This is a genomic window from Streptomyces sp. A 4/2 (assembly GCF_940670765.1).
In the GTDB taxonomy this organism is placed as follows: domain Bacteria; phylum Actinomycetota; class Actinomycetes; order Streptomycetales; family Streptomycetaceae; genus Streptomyces.
This window is the reverse complement of record NZ_CALNVW010000007.1, coordinates 241,977-266,323: the sequence shown is the minus strand read 5'-3', so window position 1 is coordinate 266,323 and position 24,347 is coordinate 241,977. Positions and strand designations below refer to the sequence as shown.

The 24,347-nt window shown below is 71.2% G+C and carries 19 protein-coding genes; 13 read left to right on the top strand and 6 right to left on the bottom strand.

The annotated features are described in order from the left end of the window. Window positions 1-127: 127 nt before the first annotated feature. From NBY69_RS05105 to NBY69_RS05095, 3 genes are all read left to right on the top strand, one after another. Complete coding sequence (locus tag NBY69_RS05105) at window positions 128-1,537, top strand: family 2B encapsulin nanocompartment shell protein (RefSeq protein ID WP_250298516.1); 1,410 nt, start codon at window positions 128-130, stop codon at window positions 1,535-1,537. 190 nt (window positions 1,538-1,727) lie between these two features. Further along, a complete protein-coding gene (locus NBY69_RS05100; protein WP_250298515.1) occupies window positions 1,728-2,987 on the top strand; it encodes a family 2 encapsulin nanocompartment cargo protein terpene cyclase in 1,260 nt (419 codons plus the stop codon). Window positions 2,988-3,003: 16 nt separating this feature from the next. After that, window positions 3,004-3,882 carry a geranyl diphosphate 2-C-methyltransferase gene (locus NBY69_RS05095; RefSeq protein WP_250298514.1) on the top strand — a complete coding sequence of 293 codons (879 nt, stop codon included), beginning with the start codon at window positions 3,004-3,006 and terminating at the stop codon, window positions 3,880-3,882. A gap of 345 nt (window positions 3,883-4,227) precedes the next feature. Here NBY69_RS05095 and NBY69_RS05090 read toward each other — a convergent pair whose 3' ends face one another. Both NBY69_RS05090 and NBY69_RS05085 read right to left on the bottom strand, forming a co-directional pair. Beyond that, window positions 4,228-5,133 (bottom strand): ribokinase, encoded by a 906-nt coding sequence (locus tag NBY69_RS05090; protein ID WP_250298513.1) that lies wholly within the window; start codon window positions 5,131-5,133, stop codon window positions 4,228-4,230. Window positions 5,134-5,148: 15 nt separating this feature from the next. Next, the gene (locus NBY69_RS05085) at window positions 5,149-6,174 is read right to left on the bottom strand and encodes a LacI family DNA-binding transcriptional regulator (RefSeq protein ID WP_250298512.1); all 1,026 of its coding nucleotides are present in this window, start codon (window positions 6,172-6,174) and stop codon (window positions 5,149-5,151) included. A 198-nt stretch (window positions 6,175-6,372) separates the two neighbouring features. Here NBY69_RS05085 and NBY69_RS05080 point away from each other — a divergent pair, with 198 nt between their 5' ends. Both NBY69_RS05080 and NBY69_RS05075 read left to right on the top strand, forming a co-directional pair. Continuing rightward, window positions 6,373-8,643, top strand: coding sequence for an ATP-dependent RecD-like DNA helicase (locus NBY69_RS05080; RefSeq protein WP_250298511.1), 2,271 nt, complete (start codon window positions 6,373-6,375; stop codon window positions 8,641-8,643). A gap of 133 nt (window positions 8,644-8,776) precedes the next feature. Further along, entirely contained in the window at window positions 8,777-10,066 is a 1,290-nt protein-coding gene (locus NBY69_RS05075) for a citrate synthase (RefSeq protein WP_250298510.1), read from the top strand. A gap of 733 nt (window positions 10,067-10,799) precedes the next feature. Here the strand turns inward: NBY69_RS05075 and NBY69_RS05070 are convergent. Then, window positions 10,800-11,516, bottom strand: a complete 717-nt coding sequence (locus NBY69_RS05070) for a TetR/AcrR family transcriptional regulator (protein ID WP_250298509.1) — start codon at window positions 11,514-11,516, stop codon at window positions 10,800-10,802. Window positions 11,517-11,696: 180 nt separating this feature from the next. Here NBY69_RS05070 and NBY69_RS05065 point away from each other — a divergent pair, with 180 nt between their 5' ends. Beyond that, window positions 11,697-12,944: an FAD-dependent monooxygenase gene (locus NBY69_RS05065; protein WP_250298508.1), complete on the top strand. Its 1,248-nt coding sequence runs from the start codon at window positions 11,697-11,699 to the stop codon at window positions 12,942-12,944. Between the two features lie 148 nt (window positions 12,945-13,092). Here NBY69_RS05065 and NBY69_RS05060 read toward each other — a convergent pair whose 3' ends face one another. The 3 genes from NBY69_RS05060 to NBY69_RS05050 form a co-directional block, all read right to left on the bottom strand. After that, on the bottom strand, window positions 13,093-13,413 hold the full coding sequence (locus tag NBY69_RS05060) for a heavy-metal-associated domain-containing protein (RefSeq protein WP_250298507.1): 321 nt from the start codon (window positions 13,411-13,413) through the stop codon (window positions 13,093-13,095). Window positions 13,414-13,588: 175 nt separating this feature from the next. Continuing rightward, window positions 13,589-13,783, bottom strand: coding sequence for an AlpA family transcriptional regulator (locus tag NBY69_RS05055; protein ID WP_250298506.1), 195 nt, complete (start codon window positions 13,781-13,783; stop codon window positions 13,589-13,591). A gap of 291 nt (window positions 13,784-14,074) precedes the next feature. Further along, window positions 14,075-14,974 (bottom strand): sugar phosphate isomerase/epimerase, encoded by a 900-nt coding sequence (locus tag NBY69_RS05050; protein WP_250298505.1) that lies wholly within the window; start codon window positions 14,972-14,974, stop codon window positions 14,075-14,077. Window positions 14,975-15,161: 187 nt separating this feature from the next. On the opposite strand from NBY69_RS05050, the gene iolC reads away from it, so the two are divergent. The 7 genes from iolC to efeB all read left to right on the top strand — a co-directional run bounded on the left by iolC (window position 15,162) and on the right by efeB (window position 24,202). After that, window positions 15,162-16,178: a 5-dehydro-2-deoxygluconokinase gene (gene iolC / locus NBY69_RS05045; protein WP_250298556.1), complete on the top strand. Its 1,017-nt coding sequence runs from the start codon at window positions 15,162-15,164 to the stop codon at window positions 16,176-16,178. After that, window positions 16,175-17,077, top strand: coding sequence for a deoxyribose-phosphate aldolase (locus tag NBY69_RS05040; RefSeq protein ID WP_250298504.1), 903 nt, complete (start codon window positions 16,175-16,177; stop codon window positions 17,075-17,077). Before iolC ends, NBY69_RS05040 begins: the two co-directional genes overlap by 4 nt. After that, on the top strand, window positions 17,077-17,997 hold the full coding sequence (gene iolB / locus NBY69_RS05035; protein WP_250298503.1) for a 5-deoxy-glucuronate isomerase: 921 nt from the start codon (window positions 17,077-17,079) through the stop codon (window positions 17,995-17,997). The genes NBY69_RS05040 and iolB overlap by 1 nt, the downstream gene beginning before the upstream one ends. Beyond that, the gene (gene iolD / locus NBY69_RS05030; RefSeq protein ID WP_250298502.1) at window positions 17,994-19,886 is read left to right on the top strand and encodes a 3D-(3,5/4)-trihydroxycyclohexane-1,2-dione acylhydrolase (decyclizing); all 1,893 of its coding nucleotides are present in this window, start codon (window positions 17,994-17,996) and stop codon (window positions 19,884-19,886) included. Before iolB ends, iolD begins: the two co-directional genes overlap by 4 nt. A gap of 11 nt (window positions 19,887-19,897) precedes the next feature. After that, window positions 19,898-21,397 carry a CoA-acylating methylmalonate-semialdehyde dehydrogenase gene (locus tag NBY69_RS05025; RefSeq protein ID WP_250298501.1) on the top strand — a complete coding sequence of 500 codons (1,500 nt, stop codon included), beginning with the start codon at window positions 19,898-19,900 and terminating at the stop codon, window positions 21,395-21,397. A gap of 196 nt (window positions 21,398-21,593) precedes the next feature. After that, window positions 21,594-22,895: an EfeM/EfeO family lipoprotein gene (locus NBY69_RS05020; protein ID WP_250298500.1), complete on the top strand. Its 1,302-nt coding sequence runs from the start codon at window positions 21,594-21,596 to the stop codon at window positions 22,893-22,895. Next, the gene (efeB, locus tag NBY69_RS05015; RefSeq protein WP_250298499.1) at window positions 22,892-24,202 is read left to right on the top strand and encodes an iron uptake transporter deferrochelatase/peroxidase subunit; all 1,311 of its coding nucleotides are present in this window, start codon (window positions 22,892-22,894) and stop codon (window positions 24,200-24,202) included. Before NBY69_RS05020 ends, efeB begins: the two co-directional genes overlap by 4 nt. Window positions 24,203-24,347: the final 145 nt, after the last annotated feature.

Below are 24,347 nucleotides of genomic sequence, written 5' to 3'. Positions count from 1 at the left end.
CATTAGCGTTCCCGTGGATCCGGACGGACCGCCAGTGATCCACCCGCACGTTCCCCCTCCGCCTTTCCTCTTTCACGGGTCGGCGCGCCTGCGCCGATCACCGCCGCCGCAAAGGAGAACTCGTCAGATGACCGTTGAGACCGGCCCGGAAGTGCAGCCGGAGCCGTCCGCGCAGTCCAGTCTGAGCACGGCGGCTGCCCGCAACCTGGCGACCACGACCAAGTCCGCCCCGCAGATGCAGGAGATCACCTCCCGGTGGCTGCTGCGGATGCTCCCCTGGGTGGAGACCAAGGGCGGCACCTACCGGGTGAACCGCCGGCTGACCTACACCGTCGGCGACGGGAAGATCGAGTTCGTCCAGGACGGCAGCGGTGTCCGGGTGATCCCCCGCGAGCTGGGCGAACTGGCCCTGCTGCGCGACTTCGACGACGTCGAGGTGCTGACCGCGATCGCCGACCGGTGCGTGCAGCGGGACTTCCGCGCCGGAGAGGTGCTCGCCGAGCGGGGCAACGCCGCCGAGCAGATCCATCTGGTCGCCCACGGGCGGATCAAGCAGACCTCCGTCGGCAAGTACGGGGACGAGGTCGCCGTCGCCCTGCTCGCGGACGGCGACCGGTTCGGTGAGAACGCCCTGCTGGACGCGGACGCGAGGTGGGACTACACCGCCACGGCCGAGACCGCGGGCACGCTGCTCACCCTGTCCCGCGCCGACTTCGACGCCGTACAGGCCGCGGCGCCGGGACTCCGGGCCCACCTCCAGCAGTTCGGCTCGCTCGCCGACCGGCCGCAGACGCGGCACGGTGAGGCCGAGATCGCGATGTCGGCCGGTCACACCGGCGAAGCGGCGCTGCCGGGCTCCTTCGTCGACTACGAACTCCGGCCGCGCGAGTACGAACTCTCCGTCGCCCAAACGGTTCTGCGCGTCCACAGCAGGGTCGCCGACCTCTACAACGGGCCGATGAACCAGACGGAGGAGCAGCTCAGGCTCACCATCGAGGCGCTGCGCGAGCGCCAGGAGCACGAGCTCGTCAACAACCGCGAGTTCGGTCTGCTCCACAACGCCGCCTTCAAGCAGCGGATCCAGACCCACTCCGGCCCGCCCACCCCGGACGACCTCGACGAACTGCTCAGCCGCCGCCGCGGCACCAAGCTCTTCCTCGCCCATCCCCGGACGATCGCGGCGATCGGCCGTGGGTTCAACGCCTACGGCCTCTACCCGGACCACGTCGACCTCGGCGGCCAGCAGGTCCCGGCCTGGCGCGGGGTGCCGATCCTGCCCTGCAACAAGATTCCCATCAGCAAGGAGAACACCAGCTCGATCCTTGCGATGCGTACCGGTGAGGACAACCAGGGCGTCATCGGCCTGCGTCAGACGGGCCTGCCGGAGGAGTACGAGCCGGGCCTGTCGGTGCGCTTCATGGGCATGAACGAGCAGGCGATCATCTCGTACCTGGTCACCACGTACTACTCGGCCGCCGTCCTGCTGCCCGACGCGCTCGGCGTCCTGGAGAACGTCCAGATCGCCCACCGCCGCTAGGCAGCATCCGGCCCGGTTCCAGCCGGTTCCAGACGTTTCAAACTGGTTCCGGAACGTTCCCTACGGTTCCAGTCGATGTCAGCCGGGTCAGGCCGGGTTCCGGCACGTTCGGACCGGTCCTGCCGGTCCCGGGCCGGGGCGAGCACGCCCGGCCCGGGGGCAGCCCACCCACCTCACCAAGGAGCTACGGATGCCCGATCCCGGGTCTTCCCCTCTGCAGCCGAGTCTGCCTGTCACCGGGGCCCTCGCCGGGGTACGCACCCGGGCAGCCGGCTCCGTACCCGACAAGGGACCGAGTGGCGACCTGATCGCTCCACGTCTGGAGGAGGGCGCCTCGGTGCGGCAGCCGAGCGCCGCCCTGCAACGGATCCTGTGCGGCCCCAGCGGTCTGGGCACGGCGGGCCTGCACCTGGCCCGGCGCGCGGAACCGCCCGCTCCTGCCGAGCCCGCGGAACTCGCGGAACCGGCGGAGGGCACGCCGATCCCGGGCCTCTACCACCATCCGGTGGCGCCGCCCGACCCGGTGCGCGTGGAGGAGGTCAGCCACCGGATCAAGGCGTGGGCGGTGGACGAGGTCCAGGCGTTCCCCCCTGAGTGGGAGGACCAGTTCGACGGATTCTCCGTCGGCCGCTACATGGTCGCCTGCCACCCGGACGCCCCCACCGTGGACCATCTGATGGTCGCCACCCGCCTGATGGTCGCCGAGAACGCGGTCGACGACTGCTACTGCGAGGACCACGGCGGCTCGCCCGTCGGACTCGGCAGCCGACTGCTGCTGGCTCACACGGCGCTCGATCCCCTGCACACGACGCAGGAGTACGAGCCGCAGTGGGCGGAGTCGCTCCAGTCGGACGCGCCCCGGCGCGCCTACCGCTCCGCCATGGAGTACTTCAACCGGCAGGCCACCCCCTCGCAGACCGACCGGTACCGGCACGACATGGCCCGTCTGCACCTGGGGTACCTGGCCGAGGCCGCGTGGGCCGAGGCGGATCACGTCCCCGAGGTGTGGGAGTACCTGGCGATGCGCCAGTTCAACAACTTCCGCCCCTGCCCCACCATCACGGACACCGTCGGCGGCTACGAACTCCCCGCCGACCTGCACGCCCAGCCGGCCATGCAGCGGGTCATCGCGCTCGCCGGCAACGCCACCACGATCGTCAACGACCTGTACTCGTACACCAAGGAGCTCAACAGCCCCGGCAGACACCTGAACCTGCCCGTGGTGATCGCCGAACGCGAGAGCGTCTCCGACCGGGACGCCTATCTGAAGGCGGTCGAGGTCCACAACGACCTCATGCACGGCTTCGAGAGCGAAGCCGCCGCGCTGGCAGCCGACTGCCCCGTCCCGAGCGTGCTGCGTTTCCTCCGGGGAGTGGCCACCTGGGTCGACGGCAACCACTACTGGCACCAGACCAACACCTATCGATACAGCCTGCCCGATTTCTGGTAAGGAGCGGACTTCAACTATGACCAGCACCGAGCTCACCACCGACGCCCCCGTTTTCATCCCGGCCCCGGTGTCGCCCTACCAGGGTGACATCGCCCGCTACTGGGACCAGGAGGCCAGGCCCGTGAACTTGCGTCTCGGTGACGTCGACGGGCTCTACCACCACCACTACGGCATCGGCGATGTCGACCACGCCGCCCTCGGGGACACGCTCGACAGCGAGTACGAGAAGAAGCTGATCGCCGAGCTCCACCGCCTGGAGTCGGCGCAGGCCGAAGTCCTCCTGGACCACCTCGGATCCATCGGGCGTGACGACATGCTCGTGGACGCGGGCTGCGGCCGGGGCGGTTCGAGCGTCATGGCCCACCAGCGCTTCGGCTGCAAGGTCGAGGGCGTCACCCTGTCGGCCAAGCAGGCCGAATTCGGCAACCGCCGTGCGCACGAACTCGGCATCGAGGACCACGTCCACGCCCAGGTCTGCAACATGCTCGCCACGCCCTTCGAGACGGGGCAGGCCGCGGGCTCGTGGAACAACGAGTCGAGTATGTACGTCGACCTGGACGACCTCTTCGCCGAGCACTCCCGCATCCTCCGGGTCGGTGGCCGCTACGTGACCATCACCGGCTGCTGGAACCCGCGTTACGGCCAGCCGTCGAAGTGGGTCTCCCAGATCAACGCGCACTTCGAGTGCAACATCCACTCCCGCCGGGAGTACCTGAAGTCGATGGCCGACAACCGTCTCGTACCGCAGACGATCATCGACCTGACGGCTGCGACGCTGCCCTACTGGGAGCTGCGGGCCACGTCCTCGCTGGTCACCGGCATCGAGGAGGCGTTCATCAACTCGTACAAGGACGGCTCGTTCCAGTACCTCCTGATCGCGGCCGACCGGGTCTGATCCCGGCTGACGGCCGCGTCCGATCCTGGCCGACGACCTCGTCCGATCCGGGTCGGTAGCCGATCCGATCCCGGCCGGCGGCCGACCGGAAAAATAACTCCCCGCATCCGTACAACCCTTTCCCCGTAACGGCAGTCGTACGTGGCATCAGGGCTTCGGGGGGACGGATCTGGGGGGATACGGGAAGCTCTGGTATCAGGGGAGGGGAACGCGACGAGGGCCCGGTCCAGCGGACCGGGCCCTCTCGCACGGCTCATCTCCCGTACTGCACAAGCCACTTCACCCGGCGACGGGCCACTTCGGCTCAGGCGCAGGGGAGTTGACGGGTAAGGGTGCCCGCCGTACTCACCGTGCGGAGACCTCGTCGGCGGTCGGGTAGGACTCCTGCGCACCGGCCTTCGTGACGGCCGCCGCACCCACCCGCGCGGCGAACGCGGCGGCCTCCGCCAGCTCTTCGCCCAGCCCGAGCCGCCAGGCCAGCGCGGCGGTGAAGGCGTCACCGGCGCCCGTGGTGTCCACGGCCTCGACCCGGGGGCTCGGTACCCGCGCGACCGTACCCGTACGGCCGTCCGCGACCAGCGCGCCCGCCGCGCCCAGCGTGATCACCACGGAGCGCGGCCCGAGCGCGAGCAGCGCCCGCGCCCAGTCCTCGGGGGAGTCGCCCGCCGTGCCGCCCAGCACGACCGCCGCCTCGTGCTCGTTGACCACCAGCGGGTCGCAGGCCGCCAGCACGTCGTCGGGCAGCGGCGCGGGCGGGGAAGGGTTCAGGACGAACCGGACCCCGGCCGGAAGGGTGCGCGCCACCTCGGTGACCGTCTCCAGCGGGATCTCCAGCTGCGCCGACACCACCCGCGCCGCGGCGAACAGGGCGCCCGCCGCGCGGATGTCGTCGGGGGTGAGCCGGGCGTTGGCGCCCGGTGAGACGACGATGCTGTTGTCGCCCGACGGGTCCACGGTGATCAGGGCGACCCCGGTGGGCGCTCCGCCGACGAGAACGCCGGTGGTGTCGACCCCGGCCGCGCGCTGGGAGTCCAGCAGCAGCCGCCCGTGGGCGTCGTCCCCGACCCGGGCCAGCAGGGCGCTGCGGGCGCCGAGCCGGGCGGCGGCCAGCGACTGGTTGGCGCCCTTGCCGCCCGGGTGGACCGACAGGTCGGAACCGAGCACGGTCTCGCCGGGGGCGGGGCGGCGTTCGACGCCGATCACCAGGTCGGCGTTGGCCGACCCCACGACCAGCAGGTCGTAGTCGTACATCTCTGTCCTGCTTTCCTATTTCCTGGAGTTGCCGGTCCGGTGCGGCGCGGGCGGCTCGCCGCAGGAGCGCCGGACCACCAGCCGGGCGGGGAGGATCGCGGACCGCGGGACCCTGCCCTCGATCCGGTCGATCAGGGCCCGTACGGCGGCCCGGCCGAGTTCACCGGTGGGCTGGGCGATGGCCGTGACCGGCGGGTCGGTGTGCACGAACCACGGGATGTCGTCGAAGGCCGCGAGCGCGATGTCGTGCGGGATGCGCAGCCCGCGGGCCCGGATCGCGTCCATCGCGCCGAGGGCCATGAGGTTGTCCGCGGCGAAGACGGCCTCGGGCGGCTCGGCGAGCGCGAGGAAACGCTCGGTCTCGCGGCGCCCGCTCGCCGCCTGGAAGTCGCCGTGTCCGATCAGGGCGTCGGGGAGCGGCAGCCCGTGCTCCCGCAGGGCGTCGCGGAAGGCTTCGACGCGCTCGCTGCCGGTGGTGGTCGTGGCCGGGCCCGCGATGATGGCGAGCCTGCGGTGGCCGAGCGCGTAGAGATGGGCGACCAGGTCGCGGACGGCGGCGTCCCCGTCGGACCGTACGACGGGGACGTCCACCCCCGGGATCCAGCGGTCCACGAAGACCATCGGGGTACCGGCCCGTACGGTGTCCAGCATCAGCGGGGAGCCGCCGTCGGTGGGGCTGACGAGCAGGCCGTCGATGCGCCGGTCGACGAGGGTGCGGATGTGGTGGTCCTGGAGGGCGGGCTGTTCGTCGGCGTTCCCGATGACGACGCTGTAGCCGTGGGCGCGGGCCTCGTCCTCGACGGAGCGGGCCAGCTCGGTGAAGTACGGGTTCAGTACGTCGCTGATGACCAGGCCGAGGGTGCGGGTCTGCGCGGTGCGCAGGGAACGGGCCACCGCGTTCGGCCGGTAGCCGAGGGCCTCCACGGCGGCCGTCACCCGGGCGCGGGTGTCGGGCCGGACCGACGGATGGCCGTTGAGCACCCGGGACACCGTGGCGACGGAAACGCCCGCACCGGCAGCGACGTCCTTGATGCTCGCCATCGCAGGGCCGCCTCCTCATACGCCGCATGGAATCGATTACACGGTTGATTGAAATCGATTACACGGGTGCGGGTCAAGAAGCCTCCAGCACTCCGTGACCCGATCGTGACGGTGCCGTCCCGGTTTGTGCCCGGGTGCCCCGGGGCGCGCAGACGCTCCCCGGGACGGCCTGTCGGACCCGGGCGGTAGCGTCTTCCCATGTCCAACATGGCAGTGCTGGAAGGGGTCCTGGAGCGGATCACCTACGCCAACGAGGAGAACGGCTACACGGTCGCCCGCGTCGACACCGGCCGCGGCTCCGACCTGCTGACCGTCGTCGGCTCGCTGCTCGGCGCGCAGCCGGGGGAATCGCTGCGCATGGAGGGGCACTGGGGCTCGCACTCCCAGTACGGCAAGCAGTTCACCGTGGAGAACTACACGACGATCCTCCCCGCGACCATCCAGGGCATCCGGCGCTATCTGGGCTCCGGCCTCATCAAGGGCATCGGCCCGGTGATGGCCGACCGGATCACCACGCACTTCGGCCTGGACACCCTCGACATCATCGAGCAGGAGCCCAAGCGCCTCGTCGAGGTCCCCGGCCTCGGGCCCAAGCGCACGAAGATGATCGGCGCCGCCTGGGAGGAGCAGAAGGCGATCAAGGAAGTGATGATCTTCCTCCAGGGGGTCGGTGTCTCCACCTCCATCGCCGTGCGCATCTACAAGAAGTACGGCGACGCCTCGATCTCCGTCGTGCGGAACGAGCCGTACCGGCTGGCCGCCGACGTCTGGGGCATCGGCTTCCTCACCGCCGACCGCATCGCCCAGGCCGTCGGGATCCCGCACGACTCGCCGGAGCGGGTGAAAGCCGGCCTCCAGTACGCGCTGTCCCAGTCCACCGACCAGGGTCACTGCTTCCTCCCCGAGGAGCAGCTCATCTCCGACGCGGTCAAGCTCCTCCAGGTCGACACCGGCCTGGTCATCGACTGCCTCGCCGAACTAGCCGTGGAGGAGGGCGTCGTACGGGAGCGGGTGCCGGGCCCCGAAGGCGGTGAGGAATGGATCAGCGCGGTGTATCTGGTCCCCTTCCACCGCGCCGAGATCTCCCTCGCCTCCCAGGTCGTCCGGCTGCTGCGCACCGAGGAGGACCGGATGCCCGCCTTCCGGGACGTCGACTGGACGCAGGCCCTGACCTGGCTCGCGGGGCGTACGGGCGCGGAGCTGGCCCCCGAGCAGCAGGCGGCGGTCCGGCTCGCGCTCACCGAGAAGGTCGCCGTCCTCACCGGCGGCCCCGGCTGCGGCAAGTCCTTCACGGTCCGCTCGGTCGTCGAACTGGCCCGCGCCAAGAAGGCCAAGGTCCTGCTGGCCGCCCCCACCGGGCGCGCCGCCAAGCGGCTCTCCGAGCTGACCGGCGCCGAGGCGTCCACCGTGCACCGCCTCCTGGAGCTGAAACCGGGCGGCGACGCGGCGTACGACCGGGAGCGCCCGCTCGACGCGGACCTGGTCGTGGTGGACGAGGCGTCGATGCTGGACCTGCTCCTCGCCAACAAACTGGTCAAGGCCGTCGCCCCCGGCGCCCATCTGCTCCTGGTCGGCGATGTGGACCAGCTGCCCTCGGTCGGCGCGGGGGAGGTGCTGCGCGATCTGCTCTCCGCCACCAGCCCCGCGCCGAACGTCCGGCTGACCCGGATCTTCCGCCAGGCCCAGCAGTCCGGCGTCGTCACCAACGCCCACCGGATCAACTCCGGTACGCACCCGATCACCCAGGGCCTGCCGGACTTCTTCCTCTTCGTCGAGGACGAGACGGAGGAGGCGGGCAGACTCACCGTCGACGTGGCGGCCCGTCGCATCCCGCGGAAGTTCGGCCTCGACCCGCGCCGGGACGTCCAGGTGCTGGCCCCCATGCACCGCGGCCCGGCCGGCGCGGGCACCCTCAACGGACTGCTCCAGCAGGCGATCACCCCGGCCAGGCCCGGCCTGCCGGAGAAGCGGTCCGGCGGCCGGGTCTTCCGGGTCGGCGACAAGGTCACCCAGATCCGCAACAACTACGACAAGGGTGCCAACGGCGTCTTCAACGGCACGGTGGGCGTGGTCACTTCGCTCGACCCGGAGGACCAGAAGCTGACGGTGCGCACCGACGAGGACGAAGAGGTGCCGTACGACTTCGACGAGCTGGACGAGCTGGCGCACGCGTACGCCGTGACGATCCACCGTTCGCAGGGCAGCGAGTATCCGGCGGTAGTCATTCCGGTCACCACGGGCGCCTGGATGATGCTCCAGCGAAATCTGCTCTACACGGCCGTGACCCGGGCGAAGAAGCTGGTCGTCCTGGTCGGCTCCCGCAAGGCGATCGGCCAGGCGGTGCGCACGGTCTCCGCGGGCAGGCGGTTTACCGCGCTTGACCACAGACTGGCAGGGGGAAGGCCCGAGGCGCAGCCGTGGCAAACGTCACCCCGGGTTTCCGGTGTCGGAGGGCAGAGGGCAGGATAGATAAGTTGGCGGCACTCAGTGCCGCTAAATAGCCCAATGGGCGACCCCGAGTGCACTCTGCTGAGCCAAGTGGGGGATGGTAGAGACAGTCAGGGCACCTCGAAGAAGAGGCACTAGGTCGGTGAGGGATGACGTGAGCGACAACTCTGTAGTACTGCGGTACGGCGATGGCGAGTACACCTACCCGGTGATCGACAGCACCGTCGGCGACAAGGGCTTCGACATCGGGAAGCTCAGGGCCCAGACCGGTCTGGTGACACTGGACAGCGGATACGGCAACACCGCCGCGTACAAATCCGGGATCACCTACCTCGACGGCGAGCAGGGCATTCTGCGCTACCGCGGATACCCGATCGAGCAGCTCGCCGAGCAGTCGACCTTCCTTGAGACGGCGTATCTGCTGATCAACGGCGAGCTTCCCAAGGTCGACGAGCTGGCGACCTTCAAGAACGAGATCACGCAGCACACCCTGCTGCACGAGGACGTCAAGCGGTTCTTCGACGGCTTCCCGCGCGACGCGCACCCGATGGCGATGCTGTCCTCCGTGGTCAGCGCGCTGTCGACGTTCTACCAGGACAGCCACAACCCCTTCGACGAGGAGCAGCGTCACCTCTCGACGATCCGCCTGCTCGCGAAGCTGCCGACCATCGCGGCGTACGCGTACAAGAAGTCGATCGGCCACCCGTTCGTCTACCCGCGCAACGACCTCGGGTACGTGGAGAACTTCCTGCGGATGACCTTCTCGGTCCCCTCGCAGGAGTACGTGCCCGACCCGGTCGTGGTCGCGGCGCTGGACAAGCTGTTCATCCTGCACGCGGACCACGAGCAGAACTGCTCGACGTCCACCGTGCGTCTGGTCGGCTCCTCGCAGGCGAACATGTTCGCCTCGATCTCCGCCGGTATCAGCGCGCTGTGGGGCCCGCTGCACGGTGGCGCCAACCAGTCGGTGCTGGAGATGCTCGAAGGCATCAAGCAGTCCGGCGGCGACGTCGACAGCTTCATCCGCAAGGTGAAGAACAAGGAAGACGGCGTGAAGCTCATGGGCTTCGGGCACCGCGTCTACAAGAACTTCGACCCGCGGGCGAAGATCATCAAGGCGGCGGCGCACGACGTCCTCTCGGCTCTCGGCAAGGACGACGAGCTGCTGGACATCGCGCTGAAGCTCGAAGAGCACGCGCTGGCCGACGACTACTTCGTCGAGCGGAAGCTCTACCCGAACGTGGACTTCTACACGGGTCTGATCTACCGGGCCATGGGCTTCCCGACCGAGATGTTCACCGTGCTCTTCGCGATCGGCCGGCTGCCCGGCTGGATCGCCCAGTGGCACGAGATGATCAAGGAGCCGGGAAGCCGTATCGGCCGCCCGCGCCAGATCTACACCGGTGAGGTCCTGCGCGACTTCACGCCGGTCGAGGGCCGCTGACACAGTCAGCCCCGCCGACGCACCCGGCCGACGCCTCGCGCGAACGCCGGGTGCTTCTGCGGCCTCCCCCGTTGATGACGGTGGAGGCCGTAACCGAAAAGCGCCCCGCCGCCGATCCCCCCACGGGTCGACGTACGGGGCGCTTTCCGTTTCCCCGGGCGGATTCCCCCCACGGGATCCGGTCCGGGCGTCTGGTGAGCGCGTGACCGCTGGCGCGGTCTGCCGGGGTACGTACTCGACGGGAGGGCCGCTCAAGCTCCCCGTGGCACGTGCCCCGGCCAACGCTTGCCTGGAACGTCCCCCAAGACATTCCGTTGGACGTCCCCCAAGACATCCGTGGCATCGTTCACTTAGACACTCGACCCACCGGAATGGTTACCCCACAAAGCGTGTGATCTAAGTCTCGTTGTGAACGTCATGTGAAGGTACGCAATCCCGGGCTGTTTGTCACTACGAACAGCGAAGAGTTGGCCATGACAAAACCCACGTCCACGGGGCTGAACAGGCCCGCTGTCGCGTGCCGGGTGGTCGCCGTGTGACGGCCGGGTGTCCGGCGGGTTGCCCCTGAAGGGCGAGGCGGGGGCGGTGGCCGCCAGGGGATCTCCACGTACGGGCATGGAGTGTGCCCGACTCCGGGCCGCCTGTTCCGCGCGGTCGGCCCGTTCCCTCCGGTCGGCCTGTTCTCTCCGGTCGGGCCGCTCCCTCCGGTCGGGCCGTTCCGCGGGCGGTGCGGTCAGTGCGGTCGCTGCTCGACGATCACGGCCAGGCCGTCCAGGATGCGCTGCAGGCCGAACTCCCACGCCTGGTCCTGCCCCCCGGACCGGGCCTCCGAGGCGAGCGCCGCGGTGAGTGCGGGGAAGCGCTCGCCGTGTGTCCGCATCAGCTCGCCGAGGACGGCGCCCAGCTGGGCCCCGGGGTTGTCCGCGGGGCCCGCCGCGACGGCCTGCTGGGTGATGCTGCGGACGTGCCCGGTGAGCAGGACGGCCGTGTCCATCCGCTCGGCGCCGCTCAGCCCCGTACCGTCCAGCGCGGAGATGGCGCGCTCCATCCAGGACAGCTCCCCGGGCCCCATGATCCGCGGCCCGCTGGTGACGTCCAGCGCCCACGGGTGCTGGTGGAAGACGGTGTACAGCCGACGGGCCCAGTCCTCCAGCTGTTCCCGCCAGCCCTCCTGCGGCCCCTCTGCTGCCGGGTAGGGGCCGATCGCCGCGTCCACCATCAGGGCGACCAGCTCGGCCTTGCCGGGCACGTACCGGTACAGCGCCATCTTGGTGACGGACAGCTGCGCGGCGACCCGCTGCATGGACACATCGGCCAGCCCCGCGGTGTCGGCGATCTCGACCGCGGCCCGCGCGATCCGGTCCAGATCGAGGGTCGGCCTCGGGCCCCGGGCCGGCTTGGGGTGCGGCCCCCACAGCAGCCGTGCCGTCTCTGCGTACGTGTCGGCCATGCCGGTCGCGCCCTCCTGGCTGGGTCTTGTCGCACGAGTGGCTGGCTCTTGTCGTGCGAGGCTAACTGTGTCTATGGTACACAGTAAATAACAGTATCCAATGGACGCAGTTTCGATGTCGTCCGGTGCTGCTCAGTGCTGCCCGGTCGCGCTCGGGCCGGGCCCCGCCATGGAGGAACCATGAACAACGCGAACACCACGAGAAACACGAACGCCGCCAGAAACACGAACAGGACGGTCCTCATCTCCGGCGCGAGCATCGCCGGTCCCGCGCTGGCCTACTGGCTGGGGCGTCACGGCTTCGAGCCCACCGTCGTCGAGCTGGCTCCGGCGCTGCGCGAGGGGGGCCAGGCCGTCGACTTCCGCGGTGAGACCCACCTGACCGTGCTGGAACGGATGGGCCTGCTTCCCGAACTGCGCCGGATCCAGACCGGCGGCAGTCCGATGCACTTCGTCGGCGAGGACGGCCGGACGCTGCTGCGGCTGCCCGCCGAGTTCGCCGGGGGCGCCGTGGAGGTGCTCCGCGGCGACCTGGCCCGGGTGCTGTACGAACGCAGCCTCCCGCACACCGAGTACGTCTTCGGCGACTCGATCACCCGCCTCACCGAGACCCCCACCGGTGTGCGGGCCGACTTCCGGCACGGGGCGTCACGCGAGTTCGGTCTGGTGATCGGCGCGGACGGGCTGCACTCCCACGTCCGCCAGCTGGCCTTCGGCCCCGAACGGGACTTCGTGAGTCATCTCGGCTACTACGCCGCCGCCTGGACGCTTCCCAACTACCTCGGTCCGGGAAAGGGGCCGGCCGGCTACAACGTGCCGGGACGGCTCGCCTCCGTGGGTGTCGATCACCGGAACCCGGAGCGGGCCAGGGCCTTCTTCGTCTTCGCCGCGGACGAGCTGGCGTACGACCGCCACGACCCCGAGCAGCAGAAGCAGCTGATCGCCCAGGCCTTCTCCGGCCTCGGCTGGGAGGTGCCCCGGCTGCTCGACTCGCTGCGGGAGGCCCCTGACCTGTACTTCGACTCGATCAGCCGGGCGGACGTGGCGACCTGGTCCACCGGGCGGGTCGCTCTCGTCGGCGACGCCGCGTGCGGAGCCACCATCGGCGGCATGGGCACCGGTACGGGCGTGGTCGCTGCCTATGTGCTCGCCGGGGAACTCGCGCGCGCCGACGGTGACCACCGGGCGGCCTTCACCCGGTACGAGAACCGGCTCCGGCGGTACGCCGAGGGCTGCCAGAAGAGCGGCGACCGCACCGGGAAGTTCCTCGCGCCCGGCACCGCGCGCGGCATACGGTTCCGCAACGGCCTGCTGTCCCGGCCCCTGTTCCTGAACCAGATGCTCAAAATGGGCGAGAAGATCAGCAGCATCGCGGACCTGCCCGACTACTCCGGCAGACCCGCCGAGTCCGGCCTGGCCGACCGGTGAGGGGCGGAACCCCGCGCGGTCCCGGCGGCCGGAAACGACGGCGAGCCCCTGAAGCCCTTCCGGGCTCCGGGGCTCCGCCGGCCGGTCTGCCGGGCCCGGCCCGACCGGACCCGACTCGCTCAGGCCCGCTCACTCAGACCTGGCTCACTCAGACCTGGCCCACGAACTCGTATCCGGCCTCGTCGATCGCGGTGCGTACGGCCTGTTCGTCCAGCGGGGCCCGGGAGCCCACGGTCACCCGGCCGGTCGCGGCGACGGCCGTCACCGAGGTGACACCGGGAAGCTCCGCGATCTCCAGCGAGATGGCGCCCTCGCAGTGGCCGCAGGTCATCCCGGCCACCTGGTAGACGGTGGTCACCGCGCCCACCTCCACCTCGGCCGCGCCGCCGCCGCAGCTTCCGCCGCCGCAGCAGCCGGAGGCGGTGTCGGTGTCGGTGGTCTGGGTTGCCTGGGGGGTCTCGGCGGTCATGCTGCTCTCCTCTGCGCGGATGTGCGTTCCATGGTGCGCCAGGGGGTCGCGGGAATGCCGGTGATCCCTGGCGTCTGCCACGTTATACCCCTAGGGGGTACTTTCGCGAGCGGGTGCTCCGACGGGTGCTCCGACGGGTGCTCCGACGGGCACTCCGGTGGACGCGGCCCCGCTTCTAGGATCTGCCCCTGTTGCTGGGCCGTCGTGACACCCAGAGCCGGATGGTGTCCGCGAACCAGTACGGCTTGCCGTTCTCCACGCGGTCCGGCGGCGGCAGCAGCCCGTTCTTGCGGTACGAGCGGACGGTGTCCGGCTGCACCCGGATGTGTGCGGCGATCTCCTTGTAGGACCAGAGCCTTCGGTCGGTCATCTTCGACGCCTCCCAGCGCCGTCCGCGACGCCGGCCTGGCGGCCGTCGGGGGAGTCGCGGAGTCGGCGCATTGGTGATCAATTCAGCCTCTCCCCGGACAACGGCGGCCGAAGAGGGCGGAGGAGAGGCTGTTGATCTCCCGTGACGGAAGGTCCGCGTAACGGCGACATGCGTGACGAGGGGGTAACTGTTGTGACGTAAGCGGCACATGGGGATGAAGAGCGCCGATGCGCGAACGGCGCCGGCAGCCGGCGGGCCCCGCCGGGACCGGCCGGCTGCCGTCAGGACACCTCACGCCCCGCAGGACCGGAGGAAGGCGCGGGTGCGGCGGGCGATGGGCAGGGGGCGGTCGGGCGGGCACGGGTACATGTCCTGCTCCACGATCGCGAACAGACCGGCCGGGCCGGTGTCCAGGCGTCGCGCGGCGTCCAGCACCGGTCCCAGCGCGGGCACACCGTTCGGCGGTTCGCACATCACCCCACGGGCCACCGCGGGCCCGAACGGCAGTTGCTCCGCCCGCACTTCGGCCAGGACCGCCGGGTCGACCTGCTTGAGGTGCAGATAGCCGATCCGCTCCCCGTACGTCTCGATGAGCCGCACGCTGTCCCCGCCGCAGTACGCGTAGTGGCCGGTGTCCAGGCAGAGCGCGACCAGGTCCGGGTCGGTCGCGTCGAGGAAGCGGGCGACGTTCTCCTCGGTGTCGATGTGGGTGTCCGCGTGCGGATGGACGACGATCCGCAGCCCGAACCGCTCCCGCACCTCCCGGCCCAGCCGCTCGGTCTGGGTGGTGAGTTCCCGCCACTGCCCGGCGTCGAGGGTGTCGGCCTCCTTGACCTCGCCCGTCTTGTCGTCGCGCCAGAACGACGGGATGACGACGAGGTGCTGCGCCCCCGCCGCCTGCGCCAGGGCGGCGACCTCGGCGACATGGGCCCAGGTCGCGTCCCAGACGCCGGGGCCGTGGTGCAGCCCGGTGAAGACGGTCCCGGCCGACACGCGCAGCCCGCGCCGGGACAGCTCGTCGCCCAGGAGGGCCGGGTCCGTGGGCAGATAGCCGTACGGGCCCAGCTCGATCCACTCGTATCCGGACGCGGCGACCTCGTCGAGGAAGCGGGTCCAGGGGACCTGGAGCGGGTCCTCGGGGAACCAGACCCCCCAGGAGTCGGGCGCGGAACCGATCCGGATGTGCGTCATACGGGTAAGGCTTCCGCCGTCCCCGGAAAGCTGTCAAGCGTTCGTCCGAATGTAAGGACAATGCGTTGACAGGGGTCCGAGGGGAGAGTTAGACCTGTGGGCCTGTGGCCCGGGGTACCAGTGGGGCCATGGCCCAGGGGCCCGCTTGCCGACCGAGAGGACGTGCACGGTGTACGACCTGATCACGATGGGCCGGATCGGAGTGGATCTCTACCCGCTCCAGGCCGGAGTACCGCTGGCGCAGGTCGACACGTTCGGGAAGTTCCTCGGCGGCTCGGCGACGAACGTCGCGGTCGCGGCGGCCCGGCTGGGGCGGCGGACCGCCGTCGTCACCCGGACGGGCGCCGACCCGTTCGGTGAGTACCTGCACCAGGAACTGCGGGGGTTCGGGGTCGACGACCGGTGGGTGACGCCCGTCGCGGGCCTGCCGACGCCGGTCACCTTCTGCGAGGTGTTCCCGCCTGACCACTTCCCGCTGTACTTCTACCGGCAGCCGAAGGCACCCGATCTGGAGATGTACGAGGCGGAGCTGGACCTCGAAGCGATCCGGGCGGCGCGGGTGTTCTGGGTGACCGGGACCGGGCTGTGCGCGGAGCCGAGCCGGTCGGCGACGCTGGCCGCGCTGGCGGCGCGGTCCGTCGAGCGGCCCGTCGCACCGCGTTCCGCCCCGGGGTCCGCACCGGGCCCCGCACCGGGCTCCGCCGCTCACGTACCGGAGGGGCCCGACACGCCCCGTTTCACCGTCTTCGACCTCGACTGGCGTCCCATGTTCTGGGCAGCCCCGGAAGAGGCCCGCCCCCACTACGCGCAGGCCCTGCGCCACGCCACCGTCGCCGTCGGCAACCTCGACGAGGTGGAGATCGCCACCGGCGAGCGCGACCCGCACGCCGCCGCCGACGCCCTGCTCGGCCACGGCCTCGAACTCGCCGTCGTCAAACAGGGCCCCAAGGGAGTCGTCGCCGTCCACCGCGACGGCCGCACCGCCGAAGTGCCGCCCGTGCCCGTCGAGGTCGTCAACGGCCTCGGCGCGGGCGACGCGTTCGGCGGCGCCCTCTGCCACGGCCTCCTCGCGGGCTGGGAACTGGACCGCACCATGCGCTACGCCAACGCGGCGGGCGCCATCGTCGCCTCACGGCTCGCCTGCTCCTCCGCGATGCCGTACGCCTCCGAGGTCGACGAGGCCCTCCGGGCGGCCCGGCCGTGACCGGGCCGATCCCCCTCGGCGAACTGGTGGCCCTGCGGACCCGCCACCCCGAAGCCATCGCCGAGGCCGCCGCCCGCCGCGTCCGCCGTCCGCTCATCGGCGACAGCGGACGGCTGATGATCGTGGCCGCCGACCACCCGGCCCGCGGCGCGCTCGCCGTCGGCGACCGGTCCCTCGCCATGGCCAACCGGCTGGACCTGCTGGAACGCCTCTGCCTCGCCCTCTCCCGGCCGGGCGTCGACGGGGTGCTCGCCACCGCCGACATCCTGGAGGACCTGCTGCTCCTCGGCGCGCTGGAGGGCAAGGTCGTGATGGGCTCCATGAACCGCGGCGGGCTCGCGGGCGCGGCCTTCGAACTCGACGACCGCTTCACCGGCCACCGGGCCCAGGACCTGGCCCGCCTCGGCTTCGACGCGGGCAAGCTCCTGCTCCGTATCGACTACGAGGACCCCGGCTCGCCCGCCACCCTGCACTCCACCGCCCGCGCCATCGACGAGATGGCGGCCCTCCGACTGCCGGTCTTCGTCGAGCCGTTCATCTGCCACCGGGTGGACGGGCGGCTCCGCAACGACCTCACCGCCGACGCGGTCACCCGTTCCCTCGCCATCGCCTCCGGGCTGGCCGGCACCTCCGCGTACACCTGGCTGAAGGTGCCCGTCACCGCCGACCCCGACGACATGGCCCGGGTGATGGAGACCTCCACACTGCCCGCCGTCCTGCTCGGCGGCGCACCGGGCGGCGCCCAGGAGGACACGTACGAGCGGTGGCGCCTGGCCCTCCGACTCCCCACCGTCCAGGGCCTGGTGGCCGGGCGGACACTGCTCTACCCGCTGGACGGGGACGTGGCGGGCGCCGTGGACACCGCCGTGGGACTGCTCCGACCGCCCGGGAGGCACTGATGGTGATGACCGACGACGACCTGGTGGTACGGGCGGGGAGCGCGGCCCGTGGCCCGTACGCCCTGGACATCGGCCCCGAGCGGGCCGGATGGGACCGCTCCGCGCTGCGGATCCTGGAACTCGCGCCGGGGAGCACACATCTTCTCTCCACAGAAGAAAGCGAATGGATCCTGCTGCCCCTCGCCGGGGCATGTACGGTCCAGGTGGACGGCGAGATCATGGAACTGCGCGGCAGAGCAGGGGTGTTCAGCGGAGTCAGTGATTTCGCCTACGTACCGCGCGACGCCCACGCCCAGATCTCCTCCGGCGCGGGAGGCCGCTTCGCCCTGGCAGGAGCGAAGTGCGAGCGACGTCTCCCCGCCCGCTACGGCTCCGCGCCGGAGGTTCCCGTCGAGCTGCGCGGCAGCGGCAGCTGCTCGCGCCAGGTCAACAACTTCGCCGCCGCCGACACCTTCGCGTGCGACCGGCTGATCGCCGTCGAGGTGCTGACGCCCGGCGGCAACTGGTCCTCCTTCCCGCCCCACAAGCACGACGAGTACCGGCCGGGCGAGGAGTCCGTGCTGGAGGAGATCTACTACTTCGAGATCGCGGGCGACGGCCCCGGCTACCACCGGGTCTCCCCGTCCAGGCCCGGCGGCACCGACCTGCTGGCCGAAGTCCGCAGCGGGGACACGGTGTTGATCCCCGACGGCTGGCACGGTCCGTCGATGGCCACCCCCGGGCACGACATGTACTACCTCAATGTGATGGCGGGGCCGGGCGCGGAGCGTGAGTGGCTGATCAGCGACCACCCGGACCACGCCGGTATCCGTACGGCCTGGGAGTCGCAGCCCGTCGACCCCAGGCTTCCCCTGTACGGGCCGGGCGCGGACCCCGGCCCCCGGCTTCCCCTGTACGAACCGGAGGCGGACCCCCGATGAGCACCACCCTTCCCGCCACCCGGCGGCTCACCACCGCCCAGGCCCTGATCGCGTTCCTGGCCCGCCAGTACACCGAACGCGACGGACACCGCCACCGGCTGATCTCCGCCACCTGGGGCATCTTCGGCCACGGCAACGTCGCCGGAATCGGCCAGGCGCTCGTCGAGTCGGGCCCGGACACGATGCCGTACCACCAGGGCCGCAACGAACAGGCCATGGTGCACGCGGCCGTCGGATACGCCCGGCAGTCCGGACGGCTCTCCGCGCACGCCGTCACCACCTCCATCGGCCCCGGCGCCACCAACCTGGTCACCGGTGCCGCGCTCGCCACCGTCAACCACCTGCCGGTACTGCTGCTGCCCGGCGACACCTTCGCGACCCGCCCCGCCGACCCGGTGCTCCAGCAGCTCGAAGTCCCGTACGCGGGCGATGTGTCGGTCAACGACTGTCTGCGTCCCGTCTCGAAGTACTTCGACCGGATCACCCGCCCCGAGGCGCTGATCCCGGCCGTGCTCGCCGCGATGCGGGTCCTCGCCGACCCCGCGCAGACCGGTGCGGTGACGCTGGCGCTGCCCCAGGACGTCCAGGCCGAGGCGTACGACTGGCCCGAGGAGTTCTTCGCCGAGCGGGTCTGGCGGGTGCCGGTGCCCCGGCCCGACGAGCGGGAACTGGCCGACGCGGTCGCCGCGATCCGGGCCGCCCGCCGCCCGCTGATCGTCGCGGGCGGCGGCGTCCGCCACAGCCGCGCCGAGGACGCCCTGCGCGGGCTCGCCGACGCGACCGGCATCCCGGTGGCGTCCACCCAGGCGGGCAAGGGCTCGCTGCCGTACGACCACCCGGCGGACGTCGGCGGCATCGGCCACACCGGGACCGCCACCGCCGACGTGCTCGCCCGCGCCGCCGACCTGGTGATCGGCGTCGGCACCCGCTACTCCGACTTCACCACCGCGTCGTCCACCCTGTTCCAGGCCCCGGACGTGCGCTTCGTCAACGTCAACATCACCGGCTTCGACGCCCACAAGCTCGCCGGGCTCCCGCTGGTCGCGGACGCCCGCGCCACCCTTGAGCTGCTGACCGACGCACTGCGGGCCCACCGGGTACCCGCCGCGTACGAGGGCGCCTACCACGCGGCGAAGGCCGACTGGGAGGGTCGGGTCACCGCCGCGTACGCCGTCCGCCACGACGACCGGCCGCCCACCCAGGCGCAGTTGCTCGGGGTGCTCGACTCCCTGGTGACGGGCGAGGACATCGTCATCAACGCGGCCGGCTCGCTCCCCGGCGACCTGCACCAGCTGTGGCGCACCCGCTCCCGCGACCAGTACCACGTCGAGTACGGCTACTCCTGCATGGGTTACGAGATCCCGGCCGCGATCGGCGTCCAGCTGGCGGCCCCCGGGCGCCCCGTCTGGGCCCTGGTCGGCGACGGCACGTATCTGATGAACCCCACCGAAATCGTCACCGCCGTTCAGGAGGGCCTGCCCGTCAACATCGTGATCCTCCAGAACCACGGCTACGCCTCCATCGGCGGTCTCTCCGAGTCGGTGGGAGCCGAGCGCTTCGGTACGGCCTACCGCTTCCGGGCCCCGGACGGTACGTACACGGGCGCGCCGCTGCCCGTCGATCTCGCCGCCAACGCGGCCAGCCTCGGCCTGACCGTGCTGCGCGCGAAAACGGTGCGTGACCTGCGGGAAGCTCTGGCCGCGGCGCGTGCGTCGGACCGTCCCACATGTGTCTACGTGGAGACCGAAACCGCAGACACAGTGTCGGGGCCCCCTCCGGCACAGGCGTGGTGGGATGTTCCGGTAGCTGAGACCGCGACCCGCCCGTCGGCGGTCGAGGCCCGGGAGGAGTACGACCGGCAGGTCGCAGCCCGACGCCGCCATCTTTAAGGAGCATGTACATGAAGACCGTCAACCACTGGATCGGTGGCAAGGCCGTCGAGGGCACGTCGGGCAACTGGGGCCCGGTCACCGACCCGGCGACCGGCGCCGTCACCACCCAGGTCGCGCTGGCCTCCGTCGAGGAGGTGAACGCGGCGGTCGCCTCGGCGAAGGCCGCGTACGAGACGTGGGGCACCGCCTCCCTCTCGGCCCGCACCGCGGTCCTCTTCCGCTACCGCGCGCTGCTCGACGCGCACCGCGACGAGATCGCCGCGCTGATCACCGCCGAGCACGGCAAGGTGCACTCCGACGCGCTCGGCGAGGTCGCCCGCGGTCTGGAGATCGTCGAGCTGGCCTGCGGTATCACCACCCAGCTCAAGGGCGAGCTGTCCACCCAGGTCTCCACCCGGGTCGACGTCTCGTCGATCCGCCAGTCGATCGGTGTCGTCGCGGGCATCACGCCCTTCAACTTCCCGGCCATGGTGCCGATGTGGATGTTCCCGCTGGCCATCGCCTGCGGCAACACCTTCGTACTGAAGCCCAGCGAGAAGGACCCGTCCGCCGCGAACCGGCTGGCCGAACTGGCCACCGAGGCCGGTCTGCCGGACGGTGTGCTCAACGTCCTGCACGGTGACAAGCTCGCCGTGGACACCCTGCTGAGCCACCCGGACGTCGACGTGGTGTCGTTCGTCGGCTCCACGCCGATCGCCCGCCACATCCACACCACGGCCACCGCCCACGGCAAGCGCGTCCAGGCGCTCGGCGGCGCGAAGAACCACATGCTGGTGCTGCCCGACGCCGACCTGGACGCCGCGGCCGACGCCGCCGTGTCCGCCGCGTACGGCTCGGCCGGTGAGCGCTGCATGGCGATCTCCGCCGTCGTCGCCGTCGCGTCCATCGCCGACGAACTGGTGGCGAAGATCCGGGAGCGCGCCGAGAAGATCAAGATCGGCCCCGGCAACGACCCCACGTCCGAGATGGGCCCGCTGATCACCAAGGTCCACCGGGACAAGGTCGCCTCGTACGTCACGGGCGCGGCGGCCCAGGGCGCCGACGTCGTGCTCGACGGCACCGGCTTCACGGTCGAGGGCCACGAGGACGGCCACTGGATCGGCCTCTCGCTCCTCGACAACGTCTCGACCGACTCCGACGCGTACAAGGACGAGATCTTCGGCCCGGTGCTGTGCGTGCTGCGCGTCGGGACGTACGAGGAGGGCGTCGCCCTCATGAACGCCTCGCCGTTCGGCAACGGCACCGCGATCTTCACCCGCGACGGCGGCGCGGCCCGCCGCTTCCAGCTGGAGATCGAGGCGGGCATGGTCGGCGTCAACGTCCCGATCCCGGTCCCCGTCGGCTACCACTCCTTCGGCGGCTGGAAGGACTCGCTCTTCGGCGACCACCACATCTACGGCAACGACGGCGTGCACTTCTACACCCGCGGCAAGGTCGTCACCACCCGCTGGCCGGACCCGGCCGACGCCCCGGCCGGTGTGGACCTGGGCTTCCCGAGCAACCACTGAGGATCGCGCGCTCCGGGTCGCCCGCCCCGGCCCGGAGCGCGTGGTGCGGGGCCCCCGGTCCCTGGGATGTCACCACGGTGAACTCTCGGGGAACTGCCACCGGGAGAGGCCCCGGACGGTAGTTGGGGCGGGGGACGGATGCCTAGCATGAACGGCGTCCGACCTCCCCCGACTGCCGTCCGAGCGGAGCCCCGTTGTGCCCAGCCGTCGTACCGGCTCCGACTCCCGTACCGACCCAGGTGTCGGCACCGGCCCGGTCCGTAGCACCGGCTCCGACTCCGTGGAGACCCCTGCGATCCACCGCCGAATATGGGCGGCGGTCGCCGTCCTGGCCACCGTCACCGCGGTCACCCTCGGTGCCTTCCTCGCCGCCGACACCCCGGCGGCAGGACGCGCGGCGAACTCATCGGGATCCGCGACCCCCGACGGTCTGCGGCACACCTCCGTCGAGGTCTCGCTCGGCGCGTGCGGCCACGGCTGGACCCGGCCCCGCCCCGGCACCCAGGTCTTCGACCTGCGCAACACCTCCACCGGCCCGGCCGAGGTCGACCTCGTCGACCCCCGGACCGGAGCCGTCCACGCCGAGGTCGAGGGACTGGCCCCCGGCACGACCCGCGAGATGCGGGTGACGCTCGGCGGTGGCTCGTACGCGTTCCGGTGTCTGCCCGACGACGCGGACGCCGTCACCGGACCGACCGTACGCATCCCGGGCAACGCCCGCGGCGGCCCGCACGTGGTGCCGGTGACCGAACACGACCTGATCCCGCCGACGCTGACGTACCAGAAGTGGATCGGCGAGCGGACCATCGAACTCGCCCGGAAGACGGACGTGCTCAAGAAGGCCGTCGACAGCGGTGACCTGGCCGCGGCCCGGAAGGCCTGGCTGCCCGCGCATCTCGTGTACGAGCGGATGGGCGCGGCCTACGGCACCTTCGGTGACGCGGACGCCGCCGTCAACGGCACCGACGCGGGACTGCCCGAGGGCCCGCACGACCCGGACTTCCAGGGCTTCCACCGCGTCGAGTACGGCCTGTGGCACGGTGAGTCGGCCGCCTCGCTGCGCGGCCCTACCGACCGGCTCGCGCACGCCGTCCACGCCCTGCGCGACAACTGGCCGCAACAGCGGATGGACCCGGCGGACCTGGGACTGCGCGCCCACGAGGTGCTGGAGAACACGATCCGGTTCGAACTGACCGGGCGCACCGACTTCGGCAGCGGCAGCAACCTGGCCACCGTCCGCGCCAACCTGGACGGCACCCGCGAACTCCTCTCCGTACTGCGCCCGTTGCTCACCACCCGCGATCCGGATCTGGCCCGGACGGACGCCTGGCTGGACCGTACGGAGCGCACAGTGGAAGGCTTCGGGCACGACGGTCGCTGGACACCCTTGGACCGGCTGGCGACCGCGGACCGTGAACGGCTCAACGGCGATGTCAGCGAGGCGACGGAACTGCTGTCGTCGGTCGCGGCCATCTGTGACCTGCGGAGGACGGCATGACCGAGGGCAGCACGAGCGGGACGGGCACGACCGGGGACGGTACGAGCGTGACCGACGGCGGTACGCACAGCGAGGTGCGCCGGCGCGGCTTCCTGCGGAGCGCGGCGCTGGGCGTGGGTTCGGTGGTGGCCGGAGCCGGACTGGTCGGCGCGGACCGGCCCGAGGCCGCCCCGCAGGTATCCGCCGAACAGATCGCCCAACAGAGCCCCGCACGTACGGAGTTCCACGGCGCCCACCAGGCGGGCATCCTCCAGCCCCCGCAGCGCGCCACCGCGTTCGCCTCGTTCGACGTCACCGCCGACGGCCGCAGGGAACTCACCGAACTGTTCCGTACGCTCACCGACCGGGCCCGCTTCCTGACCACCGGCGGCACCCCGCCCCCGCTCGGCATCACCGCCCCGCCCGCCGACTCGGGGGTCCTCGGACCGCAGGTCCCGGCGGGCGGGCTGACCGTCACCGCGGGCGTCGGCGCGTCCCTCTTCGACGACCGCTTCGGGCTGAAGAGCCGCAAGCCGCTGCGGCTCACCACCATGCCCGCCTTCCCCGACGACGACCTCCAACAGGCCTCCTGCCACGGTGACGTGAGTGTCCAGCTGTGCGCCGAGAGCCCAGACGTGGTGCTGCACGCCCTGCGGGACATCGCCCGCCACACCCGTGGCGCCATGCAGGTGCGCTGGCGCATGGACGGCTTCACCAGCCCGTCCCGGCCCAGCGGCACCCCCCGTAACCACCTCGGTTTCAAGGACGGCACGGCGAACCCGGACGTCACCGACCAGGCCTCGATGGACCGTCTCGTCTGGGTGGACGGCGGCCCGGAGCCGGAGTGGGCCACCGGGGGCAGCTACCAGGTGGTGCGGTTGATCCGGATGCTCGTGGAGTTCTGGGACCGGGTCTCGCTCACCGAACAGGAGCGGATGTTCGGCCGCAACCGCGACACCGGCGCACCCCTCGACGGGACGCACGAGTTCGACGCGCCGCGGTACGCCCAGGACCCCAAGGGCGATGTGATCCCGCTGGACAGCCACATCCGGATGGCCAACCCCCGTACCCCGAAGTCCGAGCAGCAGCGGCTGCTGCGGCGCGCGTACAACTACGACCGGGGCATGGACTCCAACGGCAACCTCGACATGGGGCTGCTCTTCTGCTGCTACCAGCAGGACCTGGCCCGGCAGTTCGAGACCGTGCAGAAGCGGCTGGCGGGGGAGCCGCTGGTGGACTACATCTCGCCGTTCGGCGGCGGGTACTTCTTCGCGCTGCCGGGGGTCCGCGACCGGGCCGACTGGCTGGGCCGCGCGCTGCTCGCGTAGGCCCTCCCGGCGCCTTCGACGAGCGGCGCCAACGGTCAAGGGGCGGTCAAGTTTTGGCCTGGACTTCCTGACTGCCTGTTCACCCCGGCGACACAGCCGCGCAGTCGCCAGGTCGTGGACCCGGCGGAACATCGCTCTCCGTAAG